Genomic DNA, 24,509 nt, shown 5'->3' on the forward strand with positions numbered 1-24,509 from the left:
TGAGCCTGTCGAAACCCCGACCGCGGGTACTTCTGCGGGTTGAGCCTGTCGAAACCCCGACCGCGAGTACCTCTGCGGGTTGAGCCTGTCGAAACCCCGACCGCGAGTACCTCTGCGGGTTGAGCCTGTCGAAACCCCGACCGCGAGAACCTCTGCGGGTTGAGCCTGTCGAAACCCCTGCGCCCACGATTCACAGCAGGCAATCAGTTCGATCTGCTCTTCGAGCGGGAGCGTCGCCGACCGGCGTAGCGTCGATGACATGAGCAGAACGTATGTCATCACCGGAGCAGGATCAGGCATCGGAGCGGCCGCCGCGGCGCTCCTCACCGAGCGCGGCCACCGCGTCATCGGCGTCGACCTGAAGGGGGCCGACATCACCGCGGACCTCTCGAAGCCCGAGGGCCGAACGGATGCCGCGGCGGCCGTCGTCGAGGCATCGGGCGGGCAGGTCGACGCCATCATCGCGGCGGCCGGCATCTCGGCGCCGATCCCGCTGACCGTGGCCGTGAACTTCTTCGGCGTCACCGAGTTCCTCGACGCGCTCGCCCCGACGCTCGCGAAGGCGGATGCCCCGCGCATCGCCGTGGTGAGCTCGATGGCGAGCCTGCAGCCGAACTCAACCGCGCTCGTCGAGGCGCTGCTCGCGGGCGACGAGGCAAAGGCGCTCGACCTCGGCGCGGCACTCGCCGAGCAGGGGCCCGAGACCGGCTACCTCAACTACCCGTCGTCGAAGCGCGCGCTCAGCCGCTGGGTGCGTCGCGAGTCCATCGCGCCGCGCTATGCGGGTGCCGGCATCCCCGTGAACGCCGTCGCCCCCGGCACCGTGGTCACGCCGATGACCGCTCCGCTCCTCGCGACCGAAGAGGGTCGGGCGATGGTCGACGCGGCCGTGCCGATGCCGCTCAACGGCCACTCCGACGCGGTCGTGATCGCCAAGCTGCTGGCATGGCTCACGAGCGAGGAGAACACGCACGTGACCGGGCAGACGATCTACATCGACGGTGGCGCCGATGCGACGCTCCGCGGCGACGACATCTGGAGCTGGGCCGACCCGAGCTGAGTGCGGGGCGTTCGAGCTCTCGGCACTCCGCAGGGTGAGGGCCCGACGACCCGCGAACCTCGCATCGCTCGTGCAGCGAGCGAGCGAGCGAGGATCGGGGTCGTCGGGTCGTCCGGCGGGATTACGGACTGACGTACGTCTGCCGCTGGATCGTCGGCTGCGGCGGCACCGCCGGGATCCAATCCGGTTCCTCGTCGGGGAACTCGTCGTCGGGCAGCGCATGCACCGCCGACTCGGCGACCTCGGCCGCGTCGGGCAGCGGCAGCGTGCCGAGGCGATCGACCTGCTCGGTGAGGGCGTCGAGCACCGAGCGCAACTGGATCTGGGCGACCTGCGCGTAGGTGCGCACGTACTCGATCTCGGGCATCGACGGCAGCGGGATGCTCGCCGTCGTCGTCGCCGGCTCGGTCGGCGCGGCAGCTGCGGTCGCGGCGGTGCGCTCCTGCGCCTCGCGATACTGCGTGCGGGCGGTGAGCACGAGATCGCGCGCGTACTCCTCGGCGTCGGCGACCGCCTTGTCGGCGATCACCTGGGCCTGGGAGAGCAGACCGACGGCACCCAGCGTGACCTCGCGCTCGAGGTCTTCGGAGCCGGTGCTGCGGAGCTTCGTGTTCTCGGCACGGAGTTCGGCGAGTTCGCGCTGGTGCTCGGCGAGTTCGCGGCGGTCCTCGGTGAGTGCCGCCCGGACCTCGCCGATCGTGCGTGCGAGGCCTGCCATGTACGCGTCCACTTCGGAGCGGTCGTACCCGCCGAGCGGGCGTGAGGCGAATTTCACGGTACCCGACTCGGGCAGACGCGAGACGGCGGCGACGAGGCCGCCTTCGGACATCGGCGGTAGAGGGATCGGGAGTTCGGCTTCGTCGTCCCAAGTGGTCATCGGGCACTTCCCATCGGTTCTTCCACGAGCGGTGACGGCTGCGGGTCACGCAGTCCGTCCTCATCGAGCGTGGCGAACAGTTCGAAACGGATGTCGGGTGACGGCACACCGAGCTCGCGCAACCGGGAGGCGGTGTGGCGCACCATGGAGGGCGACCCGCAGACCATCGCGAGGGCGCCGGGGGAGACGTCGGCCTCGACGACCGCGTCGCTCACGAACCCCTTGCGACCTGGGTAGCTCGGGTCGTCGGACACGACGGGCGTATAGCTGAACCATGGCCGACCGGTCAGGCTCTGCATCAGGCGGTTCTCGTACAGGTTCCACGGAACTCGAGCGCCGTGGAACAGGTGCACGCGCGGGGCGTCTCCGGTCGCCTGCCACTGCAGGTCGATGCGTTCCAGATGCGCACGGAGCGGGGCCAGGCCGGTTCCGCCGGCGACCATGACGAGGTCTCGACCGCGGTCGGCGTCGCTGAGTGTCAGCTCCTGCCCGACCGCTGAGCCCATCCGCACGACGTCACCGGCCTTCAGTCGCCGCACCACGGCGCCCGACACCTGCCCGCCTGGCACCAGCTGCACGTGGAACTCGATCGTGCCGTCCTGCCGCGGCGCGTTGGCGGCGCTGAAGTAGCGCCACAAGCGCGGGGCGTACGGAGTCTCGACGGCGAACGACTGCCCGGGCTCGAACGGGAGGTCGGGCTCGGGTCGCACGTGCACGATCGCGACGTCCATGCTGCGGCGCTCGACCGCGGTGACGTGACCCGCCCAGGAGGCCGGACTGCTCAGTTCCGACTCCTCGGCGGCCTGCACCATCGCGGTCGCGATGACGCCGTACGCACCGGCCCAGTCCTCGGCGAGCTCTGGGGTCCAGAGGTCGCCGAGGAAGTGCTGCAGCGTGGTGAGGAGGGAGAGGCCGACCGCGTCGTAGTGCTCGGCGATGACCTCGAACCTGCGGTGGTCACGGCCGAGCTGCCCGATGAACGCCGTCACCTCGTCGAGTTGATCGACGTTGGACACGATGCGCCCGAGCGCGCCGACGAGCCGGTCGCGTTGGGTTGCCATCGCGACCGGGAACATCGCCCGGAGCTCGGGGTGCGTGTAGAAGAGATGCGAGTAGAAGAAGAGCGGCACCTCGTCGCCGAGCGACTCGGCCAGCGACCAGGTGTGCTTCAGCGCAGCGGTGTCCACGCGGTCACTCTTGCGTCGCGCTGACCTCGACGATGTCGGGTTGGGTCGCGGCGACGGCGGTCACGGTGCGGTCGACGATCTCGGACGGAACACCGGCCTCGGTCAGTGCGGCGATCAGGTGTTCGGCGACGGCGCCGAACTCCTCCGCCGTGATGCCCATGTTCGCGTGGGCCGCACGGAGGTCGCGTCCCTCGTAGGCGACCGGCCCGCCCATGACCTGGGAGACGAGCGCGACCTGGTGTCGCTTGAGCCGGACCATCTCGATGCCCTCGAAGTGCTTCAGCAGTCGGTCGTCGCCGAGCACCAGCTCGTAGAACCGGTTGACGACGGCGGTGACCGCAGGTGCACCTCCGACCGCTGCGTAGTCGCTCTGGGCTTCGGGTTGGGTCTGCAGATCGAGGGAGTTCATTCGGGGTGTCCGTTCGGTAGGGGGGTGTGAGGACTTCCCTTTCCTAGCAGAACGCACACCCTCAGATCAAAGCTTTTCTGCATGTCGCGTCGGTTCGGAGCGGGCGTTCAGTCCCGTCTGGCACACTCCGTTCCTCGGTTTCGGGCACCGCGGATAGGCTGGCATGGTGGAACTCGGTCTGGCCTTCGCCCTCGCCTGGGCCGTGCTCGCGCTCGTCGCGGGCGCCCTGCTCATCGTCAAGCGCCGCTGGCTCTCCGAGACGATCACGGCGGAGCGTCAGTCGACCGTGGCGCGCGCGGGAGCCCGTGGCCCGAGCTCGATCGTCTTCCTGATCGTGGGTCTGGCCTTCGTCGCGATGGGCCTGTTCATCATCGTCTGGTGGGCCTCGGGCGCCTTCTGATCCGCGCCGGCCACGACCTCGCTACTCGACCGCCGGTACGCGACCGCGCACGAACGCCGCGACGGGCGCGGCGAGCCCCGTCCCGATCTCGGCGGCCGGGCGCTTGGCGCCCTTCACCTCGAAGGTGTGGTTCGCCTCGTCGATCCACTCGATCACGGCGTTCGAGCCGACCCGGGCGACGACCTCGTCGAGCTCCTCGTTGGGCTTGGCGAACGGGTCGTTGCGCCCCTGCAGGAAGAGCATCGGCACGGTGATGCCCGGCAGGTGCTCGTCTCGCGGCTTCTCGGGCTTGCCCGGCGCGTGCAGCGGATAGCCGAGGAACACGAGGCCCGCAGCGGGCATGCCCTCGGCGACGGCCATCGACGCCATGCGCCCGCCGAACGACTTGCCCGATGCCCAGATCGGCTCGTCGGGGCGGCCTGCGTCGGCGGCGCGTGCGGCGGCGGCATCCATCACCGCCCGCCAGGTCGCGATCGCGACCGGCGGCCGGTCGGGGAATTTCCGCCCGGCCTCGCGGTACGGGAAGTTGAAGCGCAGGGTCGCGAAGCCGTCGTCGTTCAGCGCGCGGGTGAAGCCCGACATGAACGGATGCTCCATGCCGGTACCCGCACCATGGGCGACGACGATCGTGGTCGTCGCGGCCGGCGGGCGGGCGTACACGGCCGAGACGGGGATGCCGTCGACGTCGACGGTGATGGGCTGCTCTTCGCTGGTCATGGCGGCTACAGGTTGAACAGCTCGAAGACGCCGCCGATGGCGTTGCCCGCGCCGTCGGCGAGGTCGCCGACGGCCGAGGTCAGTTCGACGACGCTGCCGGCCGCGTCGATCGCGATGGCGATCTCGGCGGTGACGTCGACGAGGTCGCCGAGGGTGTCGAGGTTCGTCTGGCCGAGCTCGGCGTGCTCGAGCTTCAGCTTCGCGATCCACTCGCGTTCGAGACCGAAGATCACGGCGTAGGGCAGCAGCCGTTCGTGCAGGTGGAAGCGGGCGACCGGGTCGGACGACTCGGGCGCCGCGGCATCCGTCGTTCGCAGCTCTGCGCCGCTCGGCGACTGCAGCATGCGCAGCCGGTCGGCCTCGGCGAGCTCGAGGTACTGCTCGAGCCCCGCGAGGTGCTCGCGGCGAGCGTCGGCGGCCGGCAGGAACCTGCGCCACGACGACGGGGTCACGAAGATCGTCGCGATCGTCGCAGCGACCGCGACGAGGGTCGCGATGAGCGCGCTCCACTCGCCGCTCACGATCGTGAAGACGAGGAACAGCGCCTCGACGAGCATGCCGAGGTAGGCGAAGACGGTCAGGGTGACGCCGGGCCACGTGACGCGGCGCTCGGCCACCAGTCCGTCGCGCGCGAGGGCGTGCTCGGTGTTCAGCAGCAGGCTCTTCAGCCGCCCGGCCAGGGCCCGGCGATCGGCGGAGAAGCGGCGCACGCGCGTGCTCGTGTGCTCGGGGCCGAAGAGCGCCTCGAGCAGCGCGGCCTCTTCGGCGGTGAGCACGGCGCCCGGCACGAGCTCGACGCCGATGGGCTCGCGCTTGCCCTCGCCGGCGAGCAGGCGCACCCTGCGCTTCACGGCGAGATCGATGAGTGCAGCGGATGCCGCGCGCCGATCGGCATCGACGAGCAACGCGTCGCGCAGCACCGTCGAGTCGCGCTCGGGGGTGTACTGCACCACGCGCGGCTTCAGGCGCTGGGCGGCGACCGTGCGCGCGACCAACCCGAGTCCCAGGATGACGAACGCGGGAAGGATCGCGAAGATGAGCACGGCGGTCAGCACGCGCTCAGTCTAGGGATTCGGGGAGCCGGGCAGCGGGAAGGGCGGAACGCGTGGTCGTCGGACGAGGTGCGTGCGGGGTCTCGTGACGCGCGTGCTCGCTGCGGCGGATGTCGGAGGCCGGGCGTACCGTGACAGCCATGACGAAGCAGATGCAGCACTCAGCACCCCACCTGGTGATCGATGAGCCGTGTCCGCGCTGCGACTCCCTCGCGGTGCGCGCGATCGTCTACGGACCGCTCGACTTCGAGGTCGAGGCCGGCGACGCCGCGGGCGCGCTCACGCACGACGAGGCGCCCATCTTCGACTGCCGCGAGTGCGGGTTCCAGTGGGGTGCGGCGGTGCGCGACCGACTCAGCTGACGTTCGACCCCCGTCTCGATCGACGCTCGGCCGGTGAGCTGCCGGTGAAGCGACAAGCGCACATGGGAGCGACCTGGGTCACGGACGGAACACCCGTTGTCCAGCTCCGTCCTGCACGCCCGCTGGAGCTTGCGACCATCGGAACCAGAGCGTGCCGTCGCCGATCGTCAATGCGACCCGGTCGCTCGAGATGGATGCCGTCGCCGCGACCGGCGATTCGGTGATCCGCGGTATCGCAGACAACGAGGTCCGCCACGCGATCACGACCGCGTCATCCGGCAGCGGGCGCGTTCTGAGCAGCGGGTAGGCGGCCTCGACCCCGAGCGCGGTGCCGGCCGGGACCACCTCGACGCCCGCTTCGGGTGCGAGGTCCACTGGAGCTCCGTTCGCGACATCGCCGCACCGCCATGCTCCCAGCCAGTGGATCGTGCTCGTCAACCGCGTCGTCGTGGTCGATGCTCGCCGAGCCGCGTCGTCCACCGAACTCTCGAGATCGGCGTTCGACGTCGACACCGCGTTCGCGCTCACGACGAGTCGGAGCGCGACCGCGCCCGTGACTCGCGCGACGAACACCGCGGTGCCGTGATGCAGCCGCATGGCGATCTCGGTCTGCACCTGCCTGCCCGCGGCATCCAGCGTCCGTGTCGCGGCACCCCCATTCGCGCCGACCGTCGCCCGCAGCACCGGGCGATGGGCGGCGCCCTCCACGGTGAGGTCGGCGTCGCGCCCCGTGCCCCCGAGCGCCGGTGCCGTCGCGCTCGAGAATGCGAGCCGGCGGTACAGGCCGTCATCGCGGAGCGGGTGCCCATCGCTGCCGAAGTTGTGCAGGCGGGCGATGCCGTCGTCGGTGCGGGCATCGATGAGCCATCCGGGCCCGGCGATGACCTTGCGAACGTCTCGCCGCTCGATCTCGAGTGGTGATTCCGTCTGCTGCCACACGGCGTCGTCCTCGGGCAGGAGCAGGCCGAGGAACCCCTTGCTCGCCCAGTACGGCGAGCCGGGCCCGCTGTACGACTGCACGATGCCGGGAGTCGGAGCCGCCTGCCAACCGAGCGAGAGCATGCCGTCGTCGAGGGTTCCGCCATCGACGAAGTACCGCAGCGCGCCGCTCGCGAGTCGACGGGTGCGACCCGCCGAGATCGCGTCGACCTGCTCGAGGCGTGCCATCCAGAACGGGGCCGTGACCGCCCAGCGGTAGATCAGGGACCGCCCGATCAGCACCGGGGCGCCGTCGGCGCCGAAGAGGTGCTGATAGCCGTCGAGGAACGAAGCGAGGCGTTCGCGGTAGAGCTGTCGTCGTTCGTCGAGCTCGGCGCCGAGCATCCGGGCGATGAAGAACGGGTACCAGTGGAAGGCGTACGCGTTGTAGTGATCGAATCGCCGGCCGTCGCCGTCGGTGTACCAACCGTCGCCGACGTACCAGTCATCCATGCGATCGAGCGCGTTCGCGACGACCGGCCGCGCATCACCTGCCCCCACGGAGGTCGTGAACGCGGCGAGCGTCGCGCCCAGCAGCACGTGGTTGTTGTCGGCGCACCACGTGCCGCGTGCCTGGTCGAACCACGCGCAGAGCCTCTCCTGCGTCGTCCGATCGAGGCGGTCCCACAGCTCCGCCTGTGCGAGGTGGAGCCCGATCGCGATCGCTGCGGCCTCGACCGTCGGCTGGCTGTGATCCGCCAGTCGAGGCCAGAGTCGGGCGGCGACTGCATGACTGAGCGCACTGCGGTAGCGCTCGATGAGTTCCTCGGAACCGCCCGGGTCGCCGGCGATCCGCATCGCAGCGAGGAGGAAGGTCCGTGCGAACCCCTCGAGTCGATCGATGTCGCCGGCCGGCGCCGCACCGTCGGGTGCGAAGTCGACGCTCGCACCGTGCTCCGAGGAGCGTCGACGTGCGGCTCCGAGGATACGGTCGGCGGCGGTGATCCAGTGGGCGCGACCATACCCCGTGATCGGCGAGCGCTCGAGCTCGAGTGGGGGCATCCATCGCCCGCGCGGTGTCGGCTGCTGCATGCCACGATGCTCGATCATCCCGGAAGGAGGATTCAAGACCGAATAGGTGTTGAATCCTCCCGTACGCGTGGCCTTGACTCGCGGTGAGCCGATGTCGTCGACCCGTTCGCCGGCGGAGAGGAGCACCGATGTCGTCGCAGCGGAACATCGTCGTCGTGATGGCCGACCAGTTCCGGGCCGAAGCGATCGCCGCGCTCGGCACCGACCCGGTGGTGACCCCGAACCTCGATCGGCTGGTCGCCGAGGGGTGCGCGGTGCAGCATTCGGTGAGCAGCTACCCCGTGTGCAGCCCCCACCGGGCGATGTTCCTCACCGGGATGACACCCTCCCACAACGGCGTCACGCTGAACGTCAACTCCGAGACGGCGGCGGACGGAGTCGGACTCCGTGACGGTGTCGAGACCTGGGCGAGCGTGTTGGCCGATCGCGGGTACCGGACCGGCTACATCGGCAAATGGCACCTCGAGCCTCCGGTCGCCGCCGACGAGCTCCATGGCGAGGGGAGGCGCGACGACGGCAAGGTGTGGGACGCGTGGTCGCCCCCGGGCCGCCGGTTCGGGTTCGAGTTCTGGCATGCGTATGGGGCTGCGGATCGCCATCTGGCTCCGCACTACTGGGTGGGGGATGCCGAGCGTCATGAACGGCTCGACGTCGACCGCTGGTCGGCGGCCCACGAGGTCGATGTCGCGATCGACTTCGTCGCCGATGCTGCGGCGCGAGCGGAACCGTTCGCGCTGATGGTCTCCTTGAACCCGCCGCACCAACCGTTCGAGGAAGTGCCGGCGCGGTACCGGCGAAACTTTGAGCAGGTCTCCGACGACCAGCTGCTCACCCGTCCGAACGTCCCGTTTGGCACCCCGGTCGCGCGCGAGGCCGGGCGAGTCGCACGTGACTACTTCGCCGCGATCACAGGGGTGGACGAGCAGATCGGCCGCCTCGTCGCAGCGCTCGACTCGATCGCGAGCGCATCCGACACGATCGTCGCGTTCACCTCCGATCACGGCATGCAACTCGGCAGCCACGGACTCATGTACAAGAACGTCCCGTACGAGGAATCCATGCGCATCCCGCTCGTGCTCCGGTGCCCGGGGTTCGTGCCCCCGGGCCGATCCGAGGAGATGGTCTCTTCGCTCGACTTCGCTCCGACGATCCTCGGGCTCGTCGGGTCGGCCTCGGCGCGCCCTGAGGGGATGGTGGGCTCAGATCGGTCCGACTCCCTGACCGGCCGGGCGCCGGTCTCGGAGGACCCCGCTGCGGTGTACTACCGGTTCGCTTCCCGGAGCGACACGACCGAGCTGCGTGGACTCCGGACGAGAAGCCGCAAGCTCATCGGCACCTGGCATCCCGAGCTCGGCCTGACGATCGAGTGCTTCGACCTCGTCGCAGACCCGTTCGAGCAGGACGGCGAGGCGTTCGACCCGACGGCGGCCGGTCTCGCTGTCAGGCTCCTCCGCCGGCTCGAGCACGATGGCGACGACTGGCCTGGGCTGGAACCACTGCGCGAGCGGGTGTGTGCCGTGGTCTGACCGCGCGCCGGCAGGCTCAGGATCGGTCGTCGAGGCCGATCTCGGTGCACCACCGGGCCTGCAGTGCGAGTAGGCGTTCGACGAGCTCGGGATTCTGCTCCGCCACGTCCACCCGCTCGCCCGGGTCGATCTCCAGGTCGCAGAGCATGAGGCCGTCACCGGGTTCGCTGTGCTCGACGGCGCGAACGTAGCCCGCCGTCGGGGACGCCGCGTCGCACCACGAGAGCTTCCAGCGATCGTGTCGCACCGCCCACTGCCAACCGGAGTGCCAGTGCAGCGTGCGGTTCTGTGCGGCGCCGGTCAGCGGGATCCGGAGATCCTGCCCGTCGAGTCGCGGATCCGGTGGCAGCCCGGCGGCGGCTTCGAAGGTCGCGGCCAGGTCGAGCGAACTGACGAGTGCCGGATTCGTCCGTTCGGCACCGGCGATCCCCGGCCAGCGCACGATGAAGGGAACCCGGATGCCGCCCTCCCACAGGGTGTACTTCGTGCCCCTGAGGTCGCCATTGTCGCCGAAGTTGCAGCGGGACCCTCCGTTGTCGGTGAGGTACACGACGATCGTGTCGTCCGCCACTCCGAGCTCGTCGAGCCGGTCGAGCATACGACCGATCTGGCGATCCATCAGCTCGAGCTGGGCCAGGTAGTAGCCGCGTCCGTCGGGCAGGGCCGGGCTGATCGCGCCGTCGTACCAGTCGAGGTACTCGCCGGCACCGGGGTGCCAGTCGTCGAATGCGGGAAGGCCTCGCGCCGAGAGCTCCTCCTCGGGAAGCTGCCAGCAGAAGTTGTGGACAGCGTTGAAGGCGACCATGGCGAAGAACGGATCATCTCGCGGCTGCTCGATGAACTCGAGGGCGCGATCGGCGATCTCGTCCGTCGTGAAGCCCTCGAACTCCAGGGGCTCCTTCCCCGACCAGAACGGCTGCACCGCCATCGCCTCCGCCGCCTCGCCGAGCTCGGCGACGGCCGCGTCCGAATGGTGCAGGTAGTGCAGCCGTCCCATGGACTGGCCGGCGAGTCCGTAGAAGGACTCGTCGAAGCCGTGCTCCGGCGGCGTCCCGCGATCGCCTGCCCCCTCGCCGCCGTAGTGGACCTTGCCGAAGTAGCCCGTGGCGTACCCGGCCTCCCGCAGCCGTTCGGCGATCGTCGGCGATGCTCCGATGTCGGAGGAGTCGAACCAGGTGGCCCCCCATCGCTGCTGGTAGCGGCCTGTGATGATCCCGGCCCTGGAAGGCGAGCAGATCGGCGCTGTCACGTAGGCATCGGAGAAGGTCGTGCCCTCGGCGGCGAGCCGGTCGAGTGCCGGTGTGCTGACCCCGGGCGTGCCGAGCGCTGAACGGTCGGCGTAGCCGTGGTCATCGGAGACCACGAGCAGGATGTTCGGGCGGGCGCCGGTCATGCCGGCGTCGCAGCGGATCGTCGGTCGTCGGGAGAGGCATCCCATCCCGGTGGCGCGAAGGCTCCGAGCGGGTCGTCGCCGAGCGGGGACAGCTGCCCGGCCCCGTAGACGGGCAGCGCGGAGCCGTCGGCATCGCGCGTGGCGTGCTCGGTGAACCAGCGATGCAGGCGCCGACGCAGCTGCGCGACTTCCCCTGCGCGCTCGGGCGCGTCGACGAGGTTCTCCCGTTCGCCGGGGTCTGCGCTCAGGTCGTAGAACTCGTGGGGCCCGAACGGGTGACGGTGGACGTACTTGCGATCCGTCGAGCGGATCATCCGGACGGGGCCGTATTCGTTGTGGACGACGACGTCGCGTTCTTCTCGGTCATAGCCGCGGAGGAGTGCCGCGAAGCTCCGGCCCGGCCCGAGCTCGAACGGTGCGGGATCGAGGCCGACGAGTTCGAGCAGGGTCGCAGGCAGGTCGTACGCCGACGTCAGCTGCTCGGCCACCGTCCCCGTGCCGGTCACGCCCGGCCCGCTGACGATGAACGGCACCATCACGGACTCGTCGTACATGTTCTGCGGGAACGTGCCGTTGCCCTTGCCCCAGATGCCGTGGTGGCCGCAGTTGAATCCGTTGTCGCTCGTGAAGACGACGATCGTCTCCTCGCCGAGGTCGTGCCGGTCGATCGCCGCGACGATCCGCCCGATCGCCGCATCCATGGCGGTGACCGCCGCGAAGTACCCGATGAGGGCTTCGCGCGTGTCGGCCTCGCCGCCGATCGGAGCCCCGTCGACCATGGGCTGCCACGGGTGCGGCTCACCCTGCGGGCACGATTCGAATGCGCAGTCGCGATACACATCGGTGAACTCCGATGGATGCTGGCCCGCGAACGGCTTGTGCGGTGCGGTGAAATTGACGGCGAGGAAGAACGGCTCGTCGCGGTCGTGCTCGGCGTCGATGAAGGCGGTCGCGTCGTCGGCGATGACGTCGGTGAGGTATCCCTCGACCGCTTCGGGCATCGCCTCGCGGTACATCAGCGCCTGCCCGTATGGGCTGCCGCCGCCGTGCAGCGCGAACCAGTGCACGAATCCGGTTCGCGGCACGTCGCTCCGACCCAGATGCCACTTGCCCGACAGCCCGAGGCGGTAGCCGGCATCGGCCAAGGAGTCGGTGAACGTCGGCATCCCGGCGAGGTAGTCGACGCTCGCCGCGCCCGCGTGCGGGCCGTCGAGGTAGTCGTGCACACCGTGGGTTGAGGGCGGCTGGCCGGTGAGCAGGCTCGCCCTCGCGGGCGAGCACACGGGCGAGGCGCAGAAGAACCTGCTCAGTCGGGTTCCCCGGGCGGCGAGGCCATCGAGCACCGGGGTCCGGATCTCATCGTTGCCGGCGCAGCCGAGCGCCCACGGGCCCTGGTCGTCGCTCATGATCACGACGAGGTTCGGGCGGCGCGTCGTCGAGCTCATCGGCCCGCGACGCCCGCCGCGATCACGTCGGCGCCCTCCGGCACGCGGACCGCGGCCCCCGTCGCTGCAGAACGGTAGCTCTCGAGCACGAGCTGCACCACATGGCGAGCGTGTTCCAGCGGGACGGTCGGGGCCGCACCGCCGACGACGGCGATGAAGTCTCGGAGCTGCGCGGTGAAGGCGTGCTGGATGTCATCGTGCCCGGGCTCGTGCACCATTCGTCGATGCCCGTCGATCTGCACCGACGTGCCGGCACGCGGGTCGGCTTCGATGACTCCGCGTTCGCAGACGATCGCGAGGTTGTCGTTCCGGCCAGGCGGGTCGCTGAGCACGGCGATGCTCACGCCGACGCCGTTCTCGAGGCGCAGGGAGATGGAACCGTCAGTCTCGACGGGAGAGTCGAAGCGGCGTACCGTCGACGCGGACACCTCGACCGCACGCGCTCCGCCGAACCAGACGGAACGGTCGAGGCAGTGACCTCCGATGTTGAACAGCGCGCCTCCACCGGCGACCTCGGGTGAGAAGAACCAGCCCGGTCGCGATCCCGGCCGGTAGTCGGTGCTGCGGTGGTCGCGGACCATCAGGACGTCACCCACCTCGCCGGAGGCGATGAGCTCGTGGGCGGCGACCTTGTCGGGGAGGAAGTGCTGGATATGGCCTACGGCGAGGGCGACTCCCGCCGCCGCGCTCTCGGCCGCCATCGTGTCGCAGTCGGCGACGCTGGTCGCCATCGGCTTCTCCACGAGCACATGGAGGCCGGCCCGTGCCGCCTCGACGGTCATCGGCAGATGCAGTGAGTGCGGGGTGTTGACGATGACGGCGTCGAGGTCGGCGCGATCGATCATCACGCGGTAGTCCGTGAAGACGGCGGCGTCGCGGGCGAGAGACGCCGCACGCCGTGCGGTCGATTCGTCGAGGTCGCAGACGGCAGTCACCTCAGCACCGACGATGCTGTCGGTCGCTCCGATGTGGTACCCGGCGACTGCTCCCGCCCCGATCAGTCCGATGCGCATGTTCCTCCTATTGGGTGCCGTCAGAGTTCGGCCGTCATCGCGCCGCATGAGCGGCGAATGACGAGGCGAGGTCGGAGACGGATCTGGTGAATGGGGCAGTCGTCGCCCTCGACGAGCCTGCGGATCAGCACGTCGGCGGCCATCCGGCCGATGCGGTACTTCGGCGGCGCGACAGCGGTGAGCGGCACTTCGGCGAGGTCGGCCGTCTCGTCGTCGTACGAGACGAGCGCGATGTCGTCGGGCACGGTGAGTCCGCCGCGACGAATCGCGCCCTCGAGCAGGGTCGCTTCGCGATCGCCGAAGACCAGCGCGGCCGTGGCCTCGAATCCGCGCACGGCGTCGAAGGCCGACTCTGCGGAGTCCGACTCCCACTCGGCCTTGCCCTGAGCGAACTCGAGGCCGCCGACGAGTCCGAGATCCGCGACCGCGCGGCGGTATCCGAGCACCACCGCGGGCGCCGTCGGGGTACGTTCGCGGGTCAGGAGCGCCACCCGCCCGTGGCCGAGCCCTGCGAGGTGTCGGACAGCGTCGTAGGCGCCGCCCTGGTGATCCGAGCACACGTGCTCGGTGCGGTCGCCGGGACCGGAGTCGATGAGGCTGCGCTCGAGGAGCACGACCGGAACCGGCAGCTCCATGAGTCGCTGCGCGCGTGCGACGGGATCGTCGAGTCCGGTCAGCGTCGGCACGAGCAGCAGCCCCTCGACGCCCGTTTCGAGCAGGAACTCGATGCCCCGGTCTTCGAGCAGCGGGTCGTACCGGTAGGTCGAGAGCTGCAGTGAGGCGCCGGCCGCCGAGAGGGATTCCTCGATGCCCTGCAGTACGCGTGGATAGTAGAGCTGCGTGTCGGGAAGGAGGACGCCGACGCGGCGACGCGTTCGCTGCTCGCGCGGGCGCCTGGGGGCGACGAAGCTGCCTGCGCCCTGGCGGCGCACCACGATGCCCTGCGACACGAGTTCGTCGAACGCGCGTCGGACGGTGGTGATGGAGAGCCCGGTCTCTGCCGAGAGGTGCTGCTCCGTCGGGAGCTTCTGACCCGCAGTCCAGGTGCCGGCGATGATGCCGCGCCGTAGTTCGTCGGCGAGCACCTCGAACTTCAATCCCTTCGATTCGGCATCGCGAATCGCGGTCCCACGCTTCGACGGCATCCGCCCCCCTCTCGCACTTCTACGATTCTGTTCTCAGAAAAGAGAGAAATAAAGCAGTACTTCGTGAGCTTCTCGGGTGTGCTCTGCGCAGCTCTCCCGCCCGAATCGGGGATCGGCGGAATCGCTGAGAGAGTTTTCTTGGGATTACTCCTTGAATACTCACTTGAGCCCTTGTGAGAGTCGAGCGACCGAGGGGCGAAGCCGCCACTCTCGACGTTGAAAGGTGAACCAATGGCGAAGATCCGAAAGATGTCTGCCCTCCTCGTCGGCGGCGTGCTTGCCGTGACTGCGAGCGGATGCGCCTCGCAAGCGGGCTCGAGCGACGCCCTGACCTACTGGTCGATGTGGAAGGAGGGCGAGGCGCAGCAGAAGGTCGTCGCCGCTGCGATCGCCGACTTCGAGGACGAGACGGGGATCACCGTCAACGTCCAGTGGCAGGGTCGCGACAACGTGAAGAAGGTCGTGCCGACGCTGAACACCAACAAGGTGCCCGACCTCGTCGACGGATCGTTCGCGAAACTGGCCCCGATCCTGGCAGAGACGGGCCAGGCGAAGTCGCTGACCGAGGCATACGACGCCGAAGTCGATGGCAGCACCGTCGCCGACCTCATCCCGAGTGCCTACCTCGATGCCGACGAGCTGTCGGTCGACGGCGGCGACGCCCCGTGGATGCTGCCGTATTCGCTCACGAGCGACGCCATCTGGTACAACGCCGCAGCCCACCCCGAGCTCGTCGAGAACCCGCCGGCGACGTGGGACGACTTCATCGACACCCTCGACCAGCTGAAGGCCGACGGAGAGGCGCCGCTCGCGATCGACGGCGACGTCTCGGGGTACAACGCCTACTGGTTCACCGCCGCGATCGTCCGAACGGCCGGCCCCGGCTCGCTCAAGGAGATCGCCACCGATCCGACCGGTGAGGGCTGGGACCGGCCCGAGGCGCTGGAGGCCGCGGAGATGGTCGAGCAGCTCGTCGACGGGGGATACTTCATCGACGGCTTCAACGCCAGCAAGTGGCCCGCGCAGCAGCAGGCATGGGCCGACAACCAGGCGGCCCTGCTGTTCAACGGCACCTGGATCCCCACCGAGACCGGTCCGTACGCGGCAGACGGCTTCGAGTACTCCTCGTTCCCCTTCCCGCACCTCGACGGCGGCAACACGGCCCAGCGCGCCGACTTCGTCGGATTCGCCGTTCCCGCCAAGGCGAAGAACGCCGAGAACGCCCAGGCGCTCGCCGCCTACTTCCTCGGCGAGGAATACCAGAACGCGCTCGGCACGGACGCGAAGATCCTTCCGATCCGCGCCGACGCGGCAGTCAGCCCCGAGATGACGACCGTGAAGGAAGCCCTCGACGCCGCCGACGGGTACTTCCAGCAGAACGACGGCATCAGCTTCCCCGGGTACACCGAGAAGCTGCTCTGGCCCGCCATCGACCAACTCGTGCTCGGCAAGGTCTCCGCAGCCGAGTTCATCGAGCTGATGAAGTCGGGTCAGGTCGACTACTGGAAGCAGAACTCGTGACGCAGACCGAGATCAGGACGCCTCCGCGCAGCCCGGTCGCCGGACCCGCCGCCGAATCGGTGGTGCGTCCCGGCGGCAACGCCGTCGATCGGGGCAGGAAGCGGCTGTTCGTCCCCTTCGTCGGGCCGGCGTTCCTGCTCTACACCGTGCTGTTCGTCGGGCCGGCGCTCTACGCCGTGTGGATCAGCTTCAACAAGTGGGCCGGCGCAGGCCCGATGGAGTTCGTCGGATTCGGCAATTACGTCCGGCTCTTCTCGGACAAGCTGTTCATCCAGTCGTTCCTCAACACGCTGCTGCTGCTCTTCGTCGTCGGCATCGCCATCTTCGTCATCGCCTTCGGGCTCACGCTCGTGCTGCGCGACATGGCGGGCAAGAAGATCGCCCGCTCGGTGATCTTCTTCCCCCACCTCGTGAACGCGATGATCTTCGGCGTGCTCGCAGGATTCATCTTCAATCCCGCCGGCCTGGTGAACACCATGCTCGGCGGTCTCGGCGTCGAGGACCCGCCCGCCTGGCTCTCGCAGGACAACCTGTTCCCCCTCATCATGGTCATGATGACCTGGATCACCACCGGGTACTTCACGACGATCCTCATGGCCGGGGTCGACCGCATCCCGCCGTACTACTACGAGGACTGCGCCCTCGCCGGCGCGAACGCCTTCCAACGACTCCGCTACGTCATCCTGCCGCTCACCTGGGACGTGTTCGGCACCTGCGCCGTGCTGTGGACGATCTCCTCGGTGAAGATCTTCGAGATCGTCTGGGTGTTCGGCGGATCCACCGGCCAGGGCATGCCGCCGACGCAGACGTGGACCACCGCGGTGTACACCTACGTGACCGCGTTCTCCGGCGAGTCGGTTCCCGCCTACGGCGCAGCTACGGCATCCGCCGTGCTCTCGCTCGCCCTCGTCTCCGTGCTGGTCCTGCTTCTTCGCAGGGTCATGAAGCGCGAAGCCGTCGAGTTCTAGGAGTGACGATGACGACCACTGAACTTGCGACCCGCGTCATGACCGTTCCCGAAGCTGCGCGGGGCCGCCGCCGCCGCGGCGCGGCGATCGGCCACGAACGCAGCCTGCTGCGCGGAATCGGCCTGGTGCTGCTCTGGGCCTTCGTGGTGCTCAACATCGCGTGGATGGTCTGGATGGTCATCCAGGCGTTCCGAGACACCCGCTCGATCCTGAGCGATCCATGGGGGCTGCCGACCTCGCTCGACCCGGTCAACTTCGTGACGGCATGGACGGTCGGCGACTTCGCGATCGCGACGGCGAACAGCGTCGCGACGACATTGGTCTCCTCGTTGCTGACCGTCGCGATCGCAGCACCCGCCGCGTACTACCTCGCGCGGGTCGAGAACCGCATGACCAACTCGCTCACGGTGTACTTCGTGCTCGGACTCGGCATCCCCGCGCAGGTCATCGTCATCCCGCTCTTCGTGATGCTGAACGAGGTGTACCTCACTGACAGCCTGGTCGGCTTGAACCTCGTCTACGTCGGCGTCTCGATGCCCTTCACGGTGTTCCTGCTCATCGCCTTCTTCCGCTCGCTGCCGCTCGAACTCGAGGAGGCGGCCGCGCTCGACGGGCTCACCGCGTTCGGGACGTTCTGGCGGATCACGCTGCCACTGGCCAAGGGCGGCATCCTTACCGCGTTCGTGCTGCAGGTGATCTCGCACTGGAACGAGACCCTGCTCGCGCTCACCCTGCTGCAGTCGACCGAGAAGTACACGCTCCCGGTCGCGCTCATCTCGTTCATCCAGCAGCAGACCTATTCCGGTGCCGACTGGGGCGGCCTGTTCGCGGGGCTGTGCATCGTCGTCATTCCGATGCTCGTGATCTACCTCTGGCTCGGCCGCAGGCTGACGGAGGGCTTGACGCTCGGCATGGGCAAGTGAGTCCGGGCGGGGGAGCGGACCGGCCGCGTCCGAACATCCTGCTCGTGATGGCCGACCAGCTCGGTGCGCACGTGATGCGCACCCTCGCCGTCGAGTACTGATTCACGATGCCACTCGCCTTCTCGACACTCGGCGCACCCGGCGTCGGCCTCGCCGACGTCGTCTCGATCGCGACCCGGAACGGCGTCGAGGGAGTCGAGCTGCGCGCCGGCGACGGGCAGCTCGTCGAGGTGCGGATGCGCGCCGCGCAACGCGCGGAGGTGCGCGCGGGGTTCACCGACTCCGGCATCCGGGTGCTCGCGGTCGCCGGCTACGTCCGCGTCTGCGAGCCGGGCGACGATGGGGCGGTCGTCGGTTCGCTGCTGCGCCACCTGGAGCTCGCGGCCGACCTCGGCGCCCACGCCGTGCGCGTCTTCCCGGGAGCCGCCGGCCCGGGCGCCGACGGTGCGAGTCGTGCCGTCCGTCGCCTCGCGCAGGTGTCGACGCAGCTGCGTGGAGACGGGCCGCGGGTGCTCATCGAGACCCACGACTCGCACCCGCGCGGGCGCGATCTGCGAGCGATGCTGGCGGCACTCGACGACGCGGTGCCCGGCCACGGGGTCGGCGCGATCTGGGATGTCTTCCATCCCTGGCGCGCAGGCGAGGCGCCCGCCGACACGGCAGTCGAGCTCGCCCCCTGGCTCGACTACGTGCAGTTCAAGGACGGCACGATCGGCGGCACGATCACGGGCGTCGGTGACGGAGATCTGCCGCTCGACGAGATCGCGGCCATCGTCGGTCCCGATCGGTGGTGGTCGTTCGAATGGGAGAAGGCGTGGCATCCCGAGCTGCCGTGCCTCGACGAGGCCCTCCCGATCGCCGCGGCCTGGTACCGGCGGCGCGTCCAGGGGCGTGTCGCGGCGTCGTCATGAACGCACCTGCGAAGTCATCCTTGATTCCTCGTGACACGGCCTCGTAGCGTCTCCGGACATCGACCGAAGGAGCTCGCATGTACCGTCCCTCACGCCGATCCGTCCTGCGTCTCGGCAGCGTGGCGCTCGCGTCCGCGCTGGTGCCTCATCTCGCCGCGACGCGGGCGAGGCCCATCCCGACCGCCGCCCTCGGACTCGCCGAACCCGAACTCGAGGCCCTGCGCGCACGGTGGATCGATTCGCTGACCGGCCGCACGATGATCGAGGCTGCGCCCGGCGCTTTCGCGGATGCCATCGCGCGCCAGGACGCCGCCGTCGACAAGCTGCTCGCCCGGGTGAGCCCCACGGGCACGCGCTACTTCGAGGGCCACGACTGGGCGATCGGCGCGACCGACATCGCCAAGTCGAACGCCATGCGCATGAACTTCTCGGGACTCGAGTCGCTCGCGATCGCCTGGGCGACTCCCGGCTCGAAGCACGAGGCATCCGCGGCCGTGCTCGGCACGATCACGCAGGGACTCGACCACATGCACACGGCGATCTACCACCCGCAGACCGAATGGTGGGGCAACTGGTGGTCGTGGCTCATCGGGGCGACGAAGCCGCTGTCGAACATCATGGCCATCCTCCACGACGAGCTCGAGCAGTCCGCCATCGACGCCTACTGCGCGGCGATCGACCACTTCCTCCCGAATCGGGATCCCCGCATGCAGATCCACCCGACGGGTCCCAAGGAGTCCGACGGCGCGAACCGCGTCGACATCTGCCAGGCGATCATCGTGCGTTCCATCGTGCAGCCCGACCCCGAGTTGCTCGGCGCCGCGGTCGCCGCGCTCAGCCCCACCTGGCAGTACGTCACCGAGGGCAACGGCTTCTTCGAGGACGGGTCCTTCATCCAGCACTCGACGATCGGGTACACGGGCACGTACGGGCTCGTGCTGCTCGGCGGGCTTGCGAAGCTGTTCGCCCTCGTCTCGGGCTCGTCCTACGACATCACCGAGCCCTCGCGCAGCAACATCACCGGAGTCATCGACGGTTCGTTCGCGCCATTCATGTTCAACGGGCAGATGATGGACGCCGTCAGGGGGCGCGCCGTGTCCCGGTACGCGGAGCGAAGCATCGACAACGGCGACGAACTGATCGAGGCCACGCTCCGCCTCGCCCAAGCCGCTGATCCCGCGACCGCCGAGCACTGGCGCGGACTCTGCCGGCAATGGATCGAAGGCAACAGCGCCTCCGAGATCACCACGACGACGAACATCGTCAGACGTGCACTCGTGACCGACCTCATGTCGTCGGATGTCGCGGCGGCACCGGATGCTACGGGGCCGCGGTTCTATCCGGCCATGGACCGGCTCGTCCACCGGGCGGAGGACGGCTCGTGGGCGATGTGCATCGCCATGTGCTCGAACCGCATCGCATGGCACGAGGGCACCGAAGCCGAGAACTTCGAGGGCGTCAAGACGAGTCAGGGCATGACGTACCTCTACCTGGCGACCGACGACACCCACTACGACGACCATTTCTGGGCGACATCCGATCTCGCCGCCCCGGCCGGGACGACCGTGGACCTCACCCCGCTCGACTGGAACCCGGAGGGGCAATGGGGTGAGCAGACGCCCGCGAACGAATGGACCGGCGGAGTCGCGTTCGACGGCACCGCGGTGGCAGCGATGCACCTCGTCGCACCCGGCGGCACCGGTCTCACGGCGAGGAAGGCGTGGTTCGTCCTGCCCGACATGGTCGTCGCCCTCGGCAGCGATGTCTCGACGCAGAGCGAAGCCGAGGTGCGCACCGTCGTCGAACACCGGAATCTCGGCGACACCACGCGGCGACTGCTCGTCGACGGCGTTCCGGTCGCCGAGGAGTCGGTGTTCGATGCCCCACGGTGGGCGCACCTCGACGGGGTCGGCGGGTACCTCTTCCTCGACCGTTCCCCGATCGTCGCCGGTCTCGCGGAACGCGAGGGCACGTGGCGGCGCAACAACACGAATGCGGCCGCGGGCACGGGGGAGGTCCGTCGTCGTCAGTATGCGACACTCGCCTACACGCACGGCGTCGGAGCCGCGGCCGCCGGGGCGGGCTATGCGTACGCGATGCTTCCCGGGGCGGACCAGGCGCACACGGCCTCGCGGGCCCGCAGACCAGGCGTGACCGTGCTTCGGAACGACGCCGACGTCCAGGCGATCAGCCCTGCGAAGTGGGTCACGGCGGCGACGTTCTGGAAGGCGGCCACGGTCGGCGACCTCAGCATCGACGGCAGCGCCTGCCTCATCGTGCGCAAGACGCCCGGCGTCGTACGTGTGGCGATCAGCGATCCGACGCAGGTGCAGTCGAGCATCGCCGTGCAGATCGCCGAAACCAGAGTTGCGCGCGTGACGGGCGCCGACGCCGCACGCGTGAGCCTGGAGCGCTCCGGCGCCGACGTGCACCTGACCATCGACACCACGGGCACGGCCGGAGGCGCGATCGAGTTCTCCCTGCACGGTTGAGCGCCGCGGATGCGACGGCCGCACGACCATCGCTCGCGTCGGACCGTCACTCGTCGACGAGCTCGTCGCGAATGCGGCGCAGGTCCTCCATGAGCGAGCCGATGAGGATCCAGTGACCGGACTTCGGCGGGGTGATCACGAGCGGTGACGTCAGCGCCGGGATCGCCGAGGTGAGCGGCTCGGGGTCGACGTCAGCGAGGTGCACGGCCAGTCGCACATCGTGCGCGGCGCGGCGCAGCTGCTCGGCGATCGCCTGCACCGTGGGCTCGTCGGCGAGCGCCGTGTCGTAGTGGTCGAAGAAGGCCCGGGTCATGCCGATCACCTGCGTGACGATCGGGCTCAGGCGCTCGAGCAGCGTGCGCATCTCGCCGAGTTCGGTGCGGTGCGCGGAGCGGCGGGGATTGAGCGTGAGCGATTCCTCACCCGTGGCGATCGAGGCATCCGCTGCATCTCGCATCGGGCGCATGAGTCGGGCCTCGACCATGAGCCGCTGCAGGTCGGCGGGCGTCTGCGGGCTCTCGAGCGCGCTCGCGAGCCGGTCGAGGGAGGCTGCGAGCTCGCCGCCGAGCAACGACAGGTCGCGACGAGCCGGGGCGACCGCGACCGGCGGCACGATGAGCGTGTTGACGATGATGCCGATCGCGGCGCCGATGAGGGTCTCGAGGATGCGGTCGACGGCGTACTCGGGTGACGACGAGCCCAGCGCGAGCACGAGCATCGCGCTGATCGCGACCTGGTTCGAGGTGCCGGGCGTCATCTTCAGCGCCCACGCGACGAGCATGGCGATCACGATCGTGACGAGGATGATCCAGCTGTCGGCTCCGAAGACGAGTGACGCGGCCGTGGCGACGAGCACCCCGAGGATCACGCCGATCGACCGCTCGATCGCCTTGCCGAACGACTGGTTCACGCTCGGCTGCACCACGAGCAGCGCCGCGATCGCCGCGAAGACGGGCAGCGGCCCCGGGATCAGCCAGCCGGCGATGAGCCAGGCGGCGATCGTCGCCGCCGAGGCCTTCGCGACCTGCAGGATGGGCATGCGCCTCGACGCGCGGAACGTGCCGGTGATGCCCATGCGATCCACGCTACTGGCGCTCATCTACTGCGGGATGCCGCGAGGCTCGTCCTCGCCGTGCTCGGGGATGTCGGGGTCGTCGGTGTCGGCGAGCGGGTCGTGGTCGACGATCGCGTCGACGTCGGCCGTCGGCACCGAGTCGGGCAGGGCGTTCTCCTCCGCGAGGGTCGCCGGAGAGGCGCGGCGGGGCGGCGAGACATCCGTGCCGAGCCGCAGTCGCTTGCGCAGCCCGCGCACCCACTTCGGCTGCCCCGCGACGAGGCCGCGCTCGATCGGCTCCTCGACCTCGAGTCCGTAGTGCTCGCCGATGTGGTCGATGAACTGCGCGCGCTCGGCCTTGGCGTACGCCCGCCGCTCGCGAGTGAACGCGATGATCGTCGACCAGCAGATCAGCAGCATGACGATGCTGAACGGCAGCGCGATGAGGATCGCCGCGGTCTGCAGGGCCTTGAGGCCGCCGGTCAGGAGCAGGGCGATCGCGAGCAGCGCCGTGATCAGGGTGAAGAAGGTGCGCACCCACCGCTTGGGGTTCAGCTGGCCGCCGGTCGCGATCATGCCCATCACGAGGGCGCCCGAGTCGGCCGAGGTGACGAAGAAGATCGTGATCAGCAGGATCACGCCGACCGTCAGCACCGCGGTGCCGGGAATGTAGGTGAGCAGTTCGAAGAGCGCGCCCTCGATGTTGACCGTGCCGTCGGGCTGGGTGAGCGCTCCAGGATCGGCGAGCTCGATCGCGAGCGCCGAACCGCCGAGCACGGCGAACCAGAGGATGCCGATGAGCGTGGGCACGAGGATGACGCCCGTGACGAACTGTCGCACGGTGCGACCCTTCGACACGCGTGCGATGAAGATGCCGACGAACGGCGCCCACGAGATCCACCAGCCCCAGTAGAACGAGGTCCACGTGGCCTGCCACTCCTCGCCCTCGGTGCCCTGGAACGCGCTCACGTTGAACGAGAGGCCGACGAAGTTCTGGATGTAGTTGCCGATCGACTGCACGAACTCGCGCAGCAGGTACTCGGTCGGGCCCATCACGAGCACGTACAGCACGAGGATGCCGGCGAGCACGAGGTTCGCGGTCGAGAGCCACTTCATGCCCTTCGTGACCCCGGAGAGCACCGACCACAGCACGAAGACCGAGATGACGAGGATCAGGATGACCTGCGTGAGCACGTTCGGTTCGAGGATGCCCGCGATGTCGAGGCCCGCGCTGATCTGCAGCACGCCGAGGCCCAGCGAGGTGGCCACGCCGAAGAGGGTGCCGACCAGGGCGATGACGTCGATCGTGTGACCCCAGCCGCCCTCGACGCGCTTGCCGAGCAGGGGCTCGAGCGTCCAACGGATGGAGATCGGCCGGCGCCGGCGGAGGATCGCGTAGGCGAGCCCGAGTCCGACGACGACGTAGATCGACCACGCCTGCACGCCCCAGTGCAGGTAGGTCTGGCTGAGCGCCTGCTGGGCGAGCGCCTCGGGGGTGCCGATGACACCGGGCCGCGGGGAGACGTAGTGGCTGAGGGGCTCGCTGACCCCGTAGAAGACGAGTCCGATGCCCATGCCGGCGGCGAACAGCAGCGAGAACCACGAGAGCAGTGAGAACTCGGGTTCGTCGTCGTCGCGGCCGAGTTTGATGTCCCCGAAGCGGCTGAATCCGACGAACAGGCAGAACGCCACGAAGAACGCCGCGATGAGCACGTAGTACCAGTTGAAGGTGTTGACGATGCTCGTCTGGATCGAGCCGAACATCGCCTCGGCCGTCTTCGGCGAGATGAGGGCGAAGGCGACGAAGAGGGCGACGACGCTCGCTGCGGGCCAGAAGACCCAGCGCTGCACGGGAGGGAGCGAGCGGTGCGGCGTCGTGCCGCCGGCATCCGTCGTGCCCGAGGCATCCGCTGCCGGTACCGGGGATCCGCCCGGTTCGGAGTGCTCGGTCGGCTCGTTCGGCGTACCGCTCATGCCTCCACGGTATCGAGGCGTGCGCGCCGCCGCACCGCCCCGCGCCGGGACCGACGGCGCTTGCGGATGC

Annotated in this window: 21 protein-coding genes; 9 read left to right on the top strand and 12 right to left on the bottom strand. The window is 69.2% G+C overall.

Translation table 11 applies throughout. From position 1 onward, the window contains the following. Nucleotides 1–259 precede the first annotated feature (259 nt). Complete coding sequence (locus BUR99_RS07880; protein WP_074259817.1) at nucleotides 260–1,060, top strand: SDR family oxidoreductase; 801 nt, start codon at nucleotides 260–262, stop codon at nucleotides 1,058–1,060. Between the two features lie 121 nt (nucleotides 1,061–1,181). Here the strand turns inward: BUR99_RS07880 and BUR99_RS07885 are convergent, their stop codons facing one another. From BUR99_RS07885 to BUR99_RS07895, 3 genes are read right to left on the bottom strand one after another with little or no spacing between them, the layout of a single operon-like run. Next, nucleotides 1,182–1,937: a DivIVA domain-containing protein gene (locus tag BUR99_RS07885; protein WP_143231537.1), complete on the bottom strand. Its 756-nt coding sequence runs from the start codon at nucleotides 1,935–1,937 to the stop codon at nucleotides 1,182–1,184. Beyond that, complete coding sequence (locus BUR99_RS07890) at nucleotides 1,934–3,124, bottom strand: globin domain-containing protein (RefSeq protein WP_074259819.1); 1,191 nt, start codon at nucleotides 3,122–3,124, stop codon at nucleotides 1,934–1,936. Before BUR99_RS07890 ends, BUR99_RS07885 begins: the two co-directional genes overlap by 4 nt. Nucleotides 3,125–3,128: 4 nt before the next feature. Next, the gene (locus tag BUR99_RS07895) at nucleotides 3,129–3,533 is read right to left on the bottom strand and encodes a group I truncated hemoglobin (RefSeq protein ID WP_074259820.1); all 405 of its coding nucleotides are present in this window, start codon (nucleotides 3,531–3,533) and stop codon (nucleotides 3,129–3,131) included. Between the two features lie 166 nt (nucleotides 3,534–3,699). Between BUR99_RS07895 and BUR99_RS07900 the strand changes: the two genes are divergently transcribed. Further along, on the top strand, nucleotides 3,700–3,933 hold the full coding sequence (locus BUR99_RS07900) for a hypothetical protein (RefSeq protein ID WP_143231538.1): 234 nt from the start codon (nucleotides 3,700–3,702) through the stop codon (nucleotides 3,931–3,933). Between the two features lie 21 nt (nucleotides 3,934–3,954). On the opposite strand, the gene BUR99_RS07905 is transcribed toward BUR99_RS07900, so the two are convergent. Then, on the bottom strand, nucleotides 3,955–4,650 hold the full coding sequence (locus BUR99_RS07905) for an alpha/beta hydrolase family protein (protein ID WP_074259822.1): 696 nt from the start codon (nucleotides 4,648–4,650) through the stop codon (nucleotides 3,955–3,957). Nucleotides 4,651–4,655: 5 nt separating this feature from the next. Continuing rightward, complete coding sequence (locus tag BUR99_RS07910; protein ID WP_074259823.1) at nucleotides 4,656–5,705, bottom strand: DUF2207 family protein; 1,050 nt, start codon at nucleotides 5,703–5,705, stop codon at nucleotides 4,656–4,658. A gap of 137 nt (nucleotides 5,706–5,842) precedes the next feature. Here BUR99_RS07910 and BUR99_RS07915 point away from each other — a divergent pair, with 137 nt between their 5' ends. Continuing rightward, on the top strand, nucleotides 5,843–6,064 hold the full coding sequence (locus BUR99_RS07915; protein WP_074259824.1) for a hypothetical protein: 222 nt from the start codon (nucleotides 5,843–5,845) through the stop codon (nucleotides 6,062–6,064). A gap of 78 nt (nucleotides 6,065–6,142) precedes the next feature. Here the strand turns inward: BUR99_RS07915 and BUR99_RS07920 are convergent, their stop codons facing one another. After that, the gene (locus BUR99_RS07920; RefSeq protein WP_159440964.1) at nucleotides 6,143–8,074 is read right to left on the bottom strand and encodes a DUF2264 domain-containing protein; all 1,932 of its coding nucleotides are present in this window, start codon (nucleotides 8,072–8,074) and stop codon (nucleotides 6,143–6,145) included. A gap of 128 nt (nucleotides 8,075–8,202) precedes the next feature. Between BUR99_RS07920 and BUR99_RS07925 the strand changes: the two genes are divergently transcribed. Then, nucleotides 8,203–9,600, top strand: a complete 1,398-nt coding sequence (locus tag BUR99_RS07925) for a sulfatase family protein (protein ID WP_074259826.1) — start codon at nucleotides 8,203–8,205, stop codon at nucleotides 9,598–9,600. 16 nt (nucleotides 9,601–9,616) lie between these two features. Here BUR99_RS07925 and BUR99_RS07930 read toward each other — a convergent pair whose 3' ends face one another. The 4 genes from BUR99_RS07930 to BUR99_RS07945 are packed head-to-tail and all read right to left on the bottom strand — an operon-like array spanning nucleotide 9,617 to nucleotide 14,596. Then, the gene (locus BUR99_RS07930; protein WP_074259827.1) at nucleotides 9,617–10,993 is read right to left on the bottom strand and encodes a sulfatase family protein; all 1,377 of its coding nucleotides are present in this window, start codon (nucleotides 10,991–10,993) and stop codon (nucleotides 9,617–9,619) included. Next, complete coding sequence (locus tag BUR99_RS07935) at nucleotides 10,990–12,438, bottom strand: sulfatase family protein (RefSeq protein ID WP_074259828.1); 1,449 nt, start codon at nucleotides 12,436–12,438, stop codon at nucleotides 10,990–10,992. The genes BUR99_RS07930 and BUR99_RS07935 overlap by 4 nt, the downstream gene beginning before the upstream one ends. Further along, a complete protein-coding gene (locus BUR99_RS07940; protein WP_074259829.1) occupies nucleotides 12,435–13,451 on the bottom strand; it encodes a Gfo/Idh/MocA family protein in 1,017 nt (338 codons plus the stop codon). The genes BUR99_RS07935 and BUR99_RS07940 overlap by 4 nt, the downstream gene beginning before the upstream one ends. A 20-nt stretch (nucleotides 13,452–13,471) precedes the next feature. After that, nucleotides 13,472–14,596 carry a GntR family transcriptional regulator gene (locus BUR99_RS07945; protein WP_074259830.1) on the bottom strand — a complete coding sequence of 375 codons (1,125 nt, stop codon included), beginning with the start codon at nucleotides 14,594–14,596 and terminating at the stop codon, nucleotides 13,472–13,474. A gap of 231 nt (nucleotides 14,597–14,827) precedes the next feature. Between BUR99_RS07945 and BUR99_RS07950 the strand changes: the two genes are divergently transcribed. The 5 genes from BUR99_RS07950 (at nucleotide 14,828) to BUR99_RS07970 (ending at nucleotide 21,411) form a co-directional block, all read left to right on the top strand. Next, nucleotides 14,828–16,117: an ABC transporter substrate-binding protein gene (locus tag BUR99_RS07950; protein ID WP_074259831.1), complete on the top strand. Its 1,290-nt coding sequence runs from the start codon at nucleotides 14,828–14,830 to the stop codon at nucleotides 16,115–16,117. Beyond that, nucleotides 16,114–17,085 (top strand): carbohydrate ABC transporter permease, encoded by a 972-nt coding sequence (locus BUR99_RS07955; protein WP_234980789.1) that lies wholly within the window; start codon nucleotides 16,114–16,116, stop codon nucleotides 17,083–17,085. Before BUR99_RS07950 ends, BUR99_RS07955 begins: the two co-directional genes overlap by 4 nt. Before the next feature lie 8 nt (nucleotides 17,086–17,093). Continuing rightward, on the top strand, nucleotides 17,094–18,008 hold the full coding sequence (locus BUR99_RS07960; protein WP_234980790.1) for a carbohydrate ABC transporter permease: 915 nt from the start codon (nucleotides 17,094–17,096) through the stop codon (nucleotides 18,006–18,008). A 107-nt stretch (nucleotides 18,009–18,115) separates the two neighbouring features. After that, on the top strand, nucleotides 18,116–18,919 hold the full coding sequence (locus BUR99_RS07965; RefSeq protein WP_074259833.1) for a sugar phosphate isomerase/epimerase family protein: 804 nt from the start codon (nucleotides 18,116–18,118) through the stop codon (nucleotides 18,917–18,919). A gap of 77 nt (nucleotides 18,920–18,996) precedes the next feature. Beyond that, nucleotides 18,997–21,411 (top strand): polysaccharide lyase 8 family protein, encoded by a 2,415-nt coding sequence (locus tag BUR99_RS07970; protein ID WP_074259834.1) that lies wholly within the window; start codon nucleotides 18,997–18,999, stop codon nucleotides 21,409–21,411. A 46-nt stretch (nucleotides 21,412–21,457) separates the two neighbouring features. Here BUR99_RS07970 and BUR99_RS07975 read toward each other — a convergent pair whose 3' ends face one another. Then, on the bottom strand, nucleotides 21,458–22,486 hold the full coding sequence (locus BUR99_RS07975) for an FUSC family protein (protein ID WP_074259835.1): 1,029 nt from the start codon (nucleotides 22,484–22,486) through the stop codon (nucleotides 21,458–21,460). Between the two features lie 24 nt (nucleotides 22,487–22,510). Next, nucleotides 22,511–24,439, bottom strand: a complete 1,929-nt coding sequence (locus tag BUR99_RS07980; RefSeq protein ID WP_084183812.1) for a BCCT family transporter — start codon at nucleotides 24,437–24,439, stop codon at nucleotides 22,511–22,513. Nucleotides 24,440–24,509: the final 70 nt, after the last annotated feature.

The sequence above is a fragment of the Agromyces cerinus subsp. cerinus genome, from assembly GCF_900142065.1.
Taxonomy (GTDB): Bacteria; Actinomycetota; Actinomycetes; order Actinomycetales; family Microbacteriaceae; genus Agromyces; species Agromyces cerinus.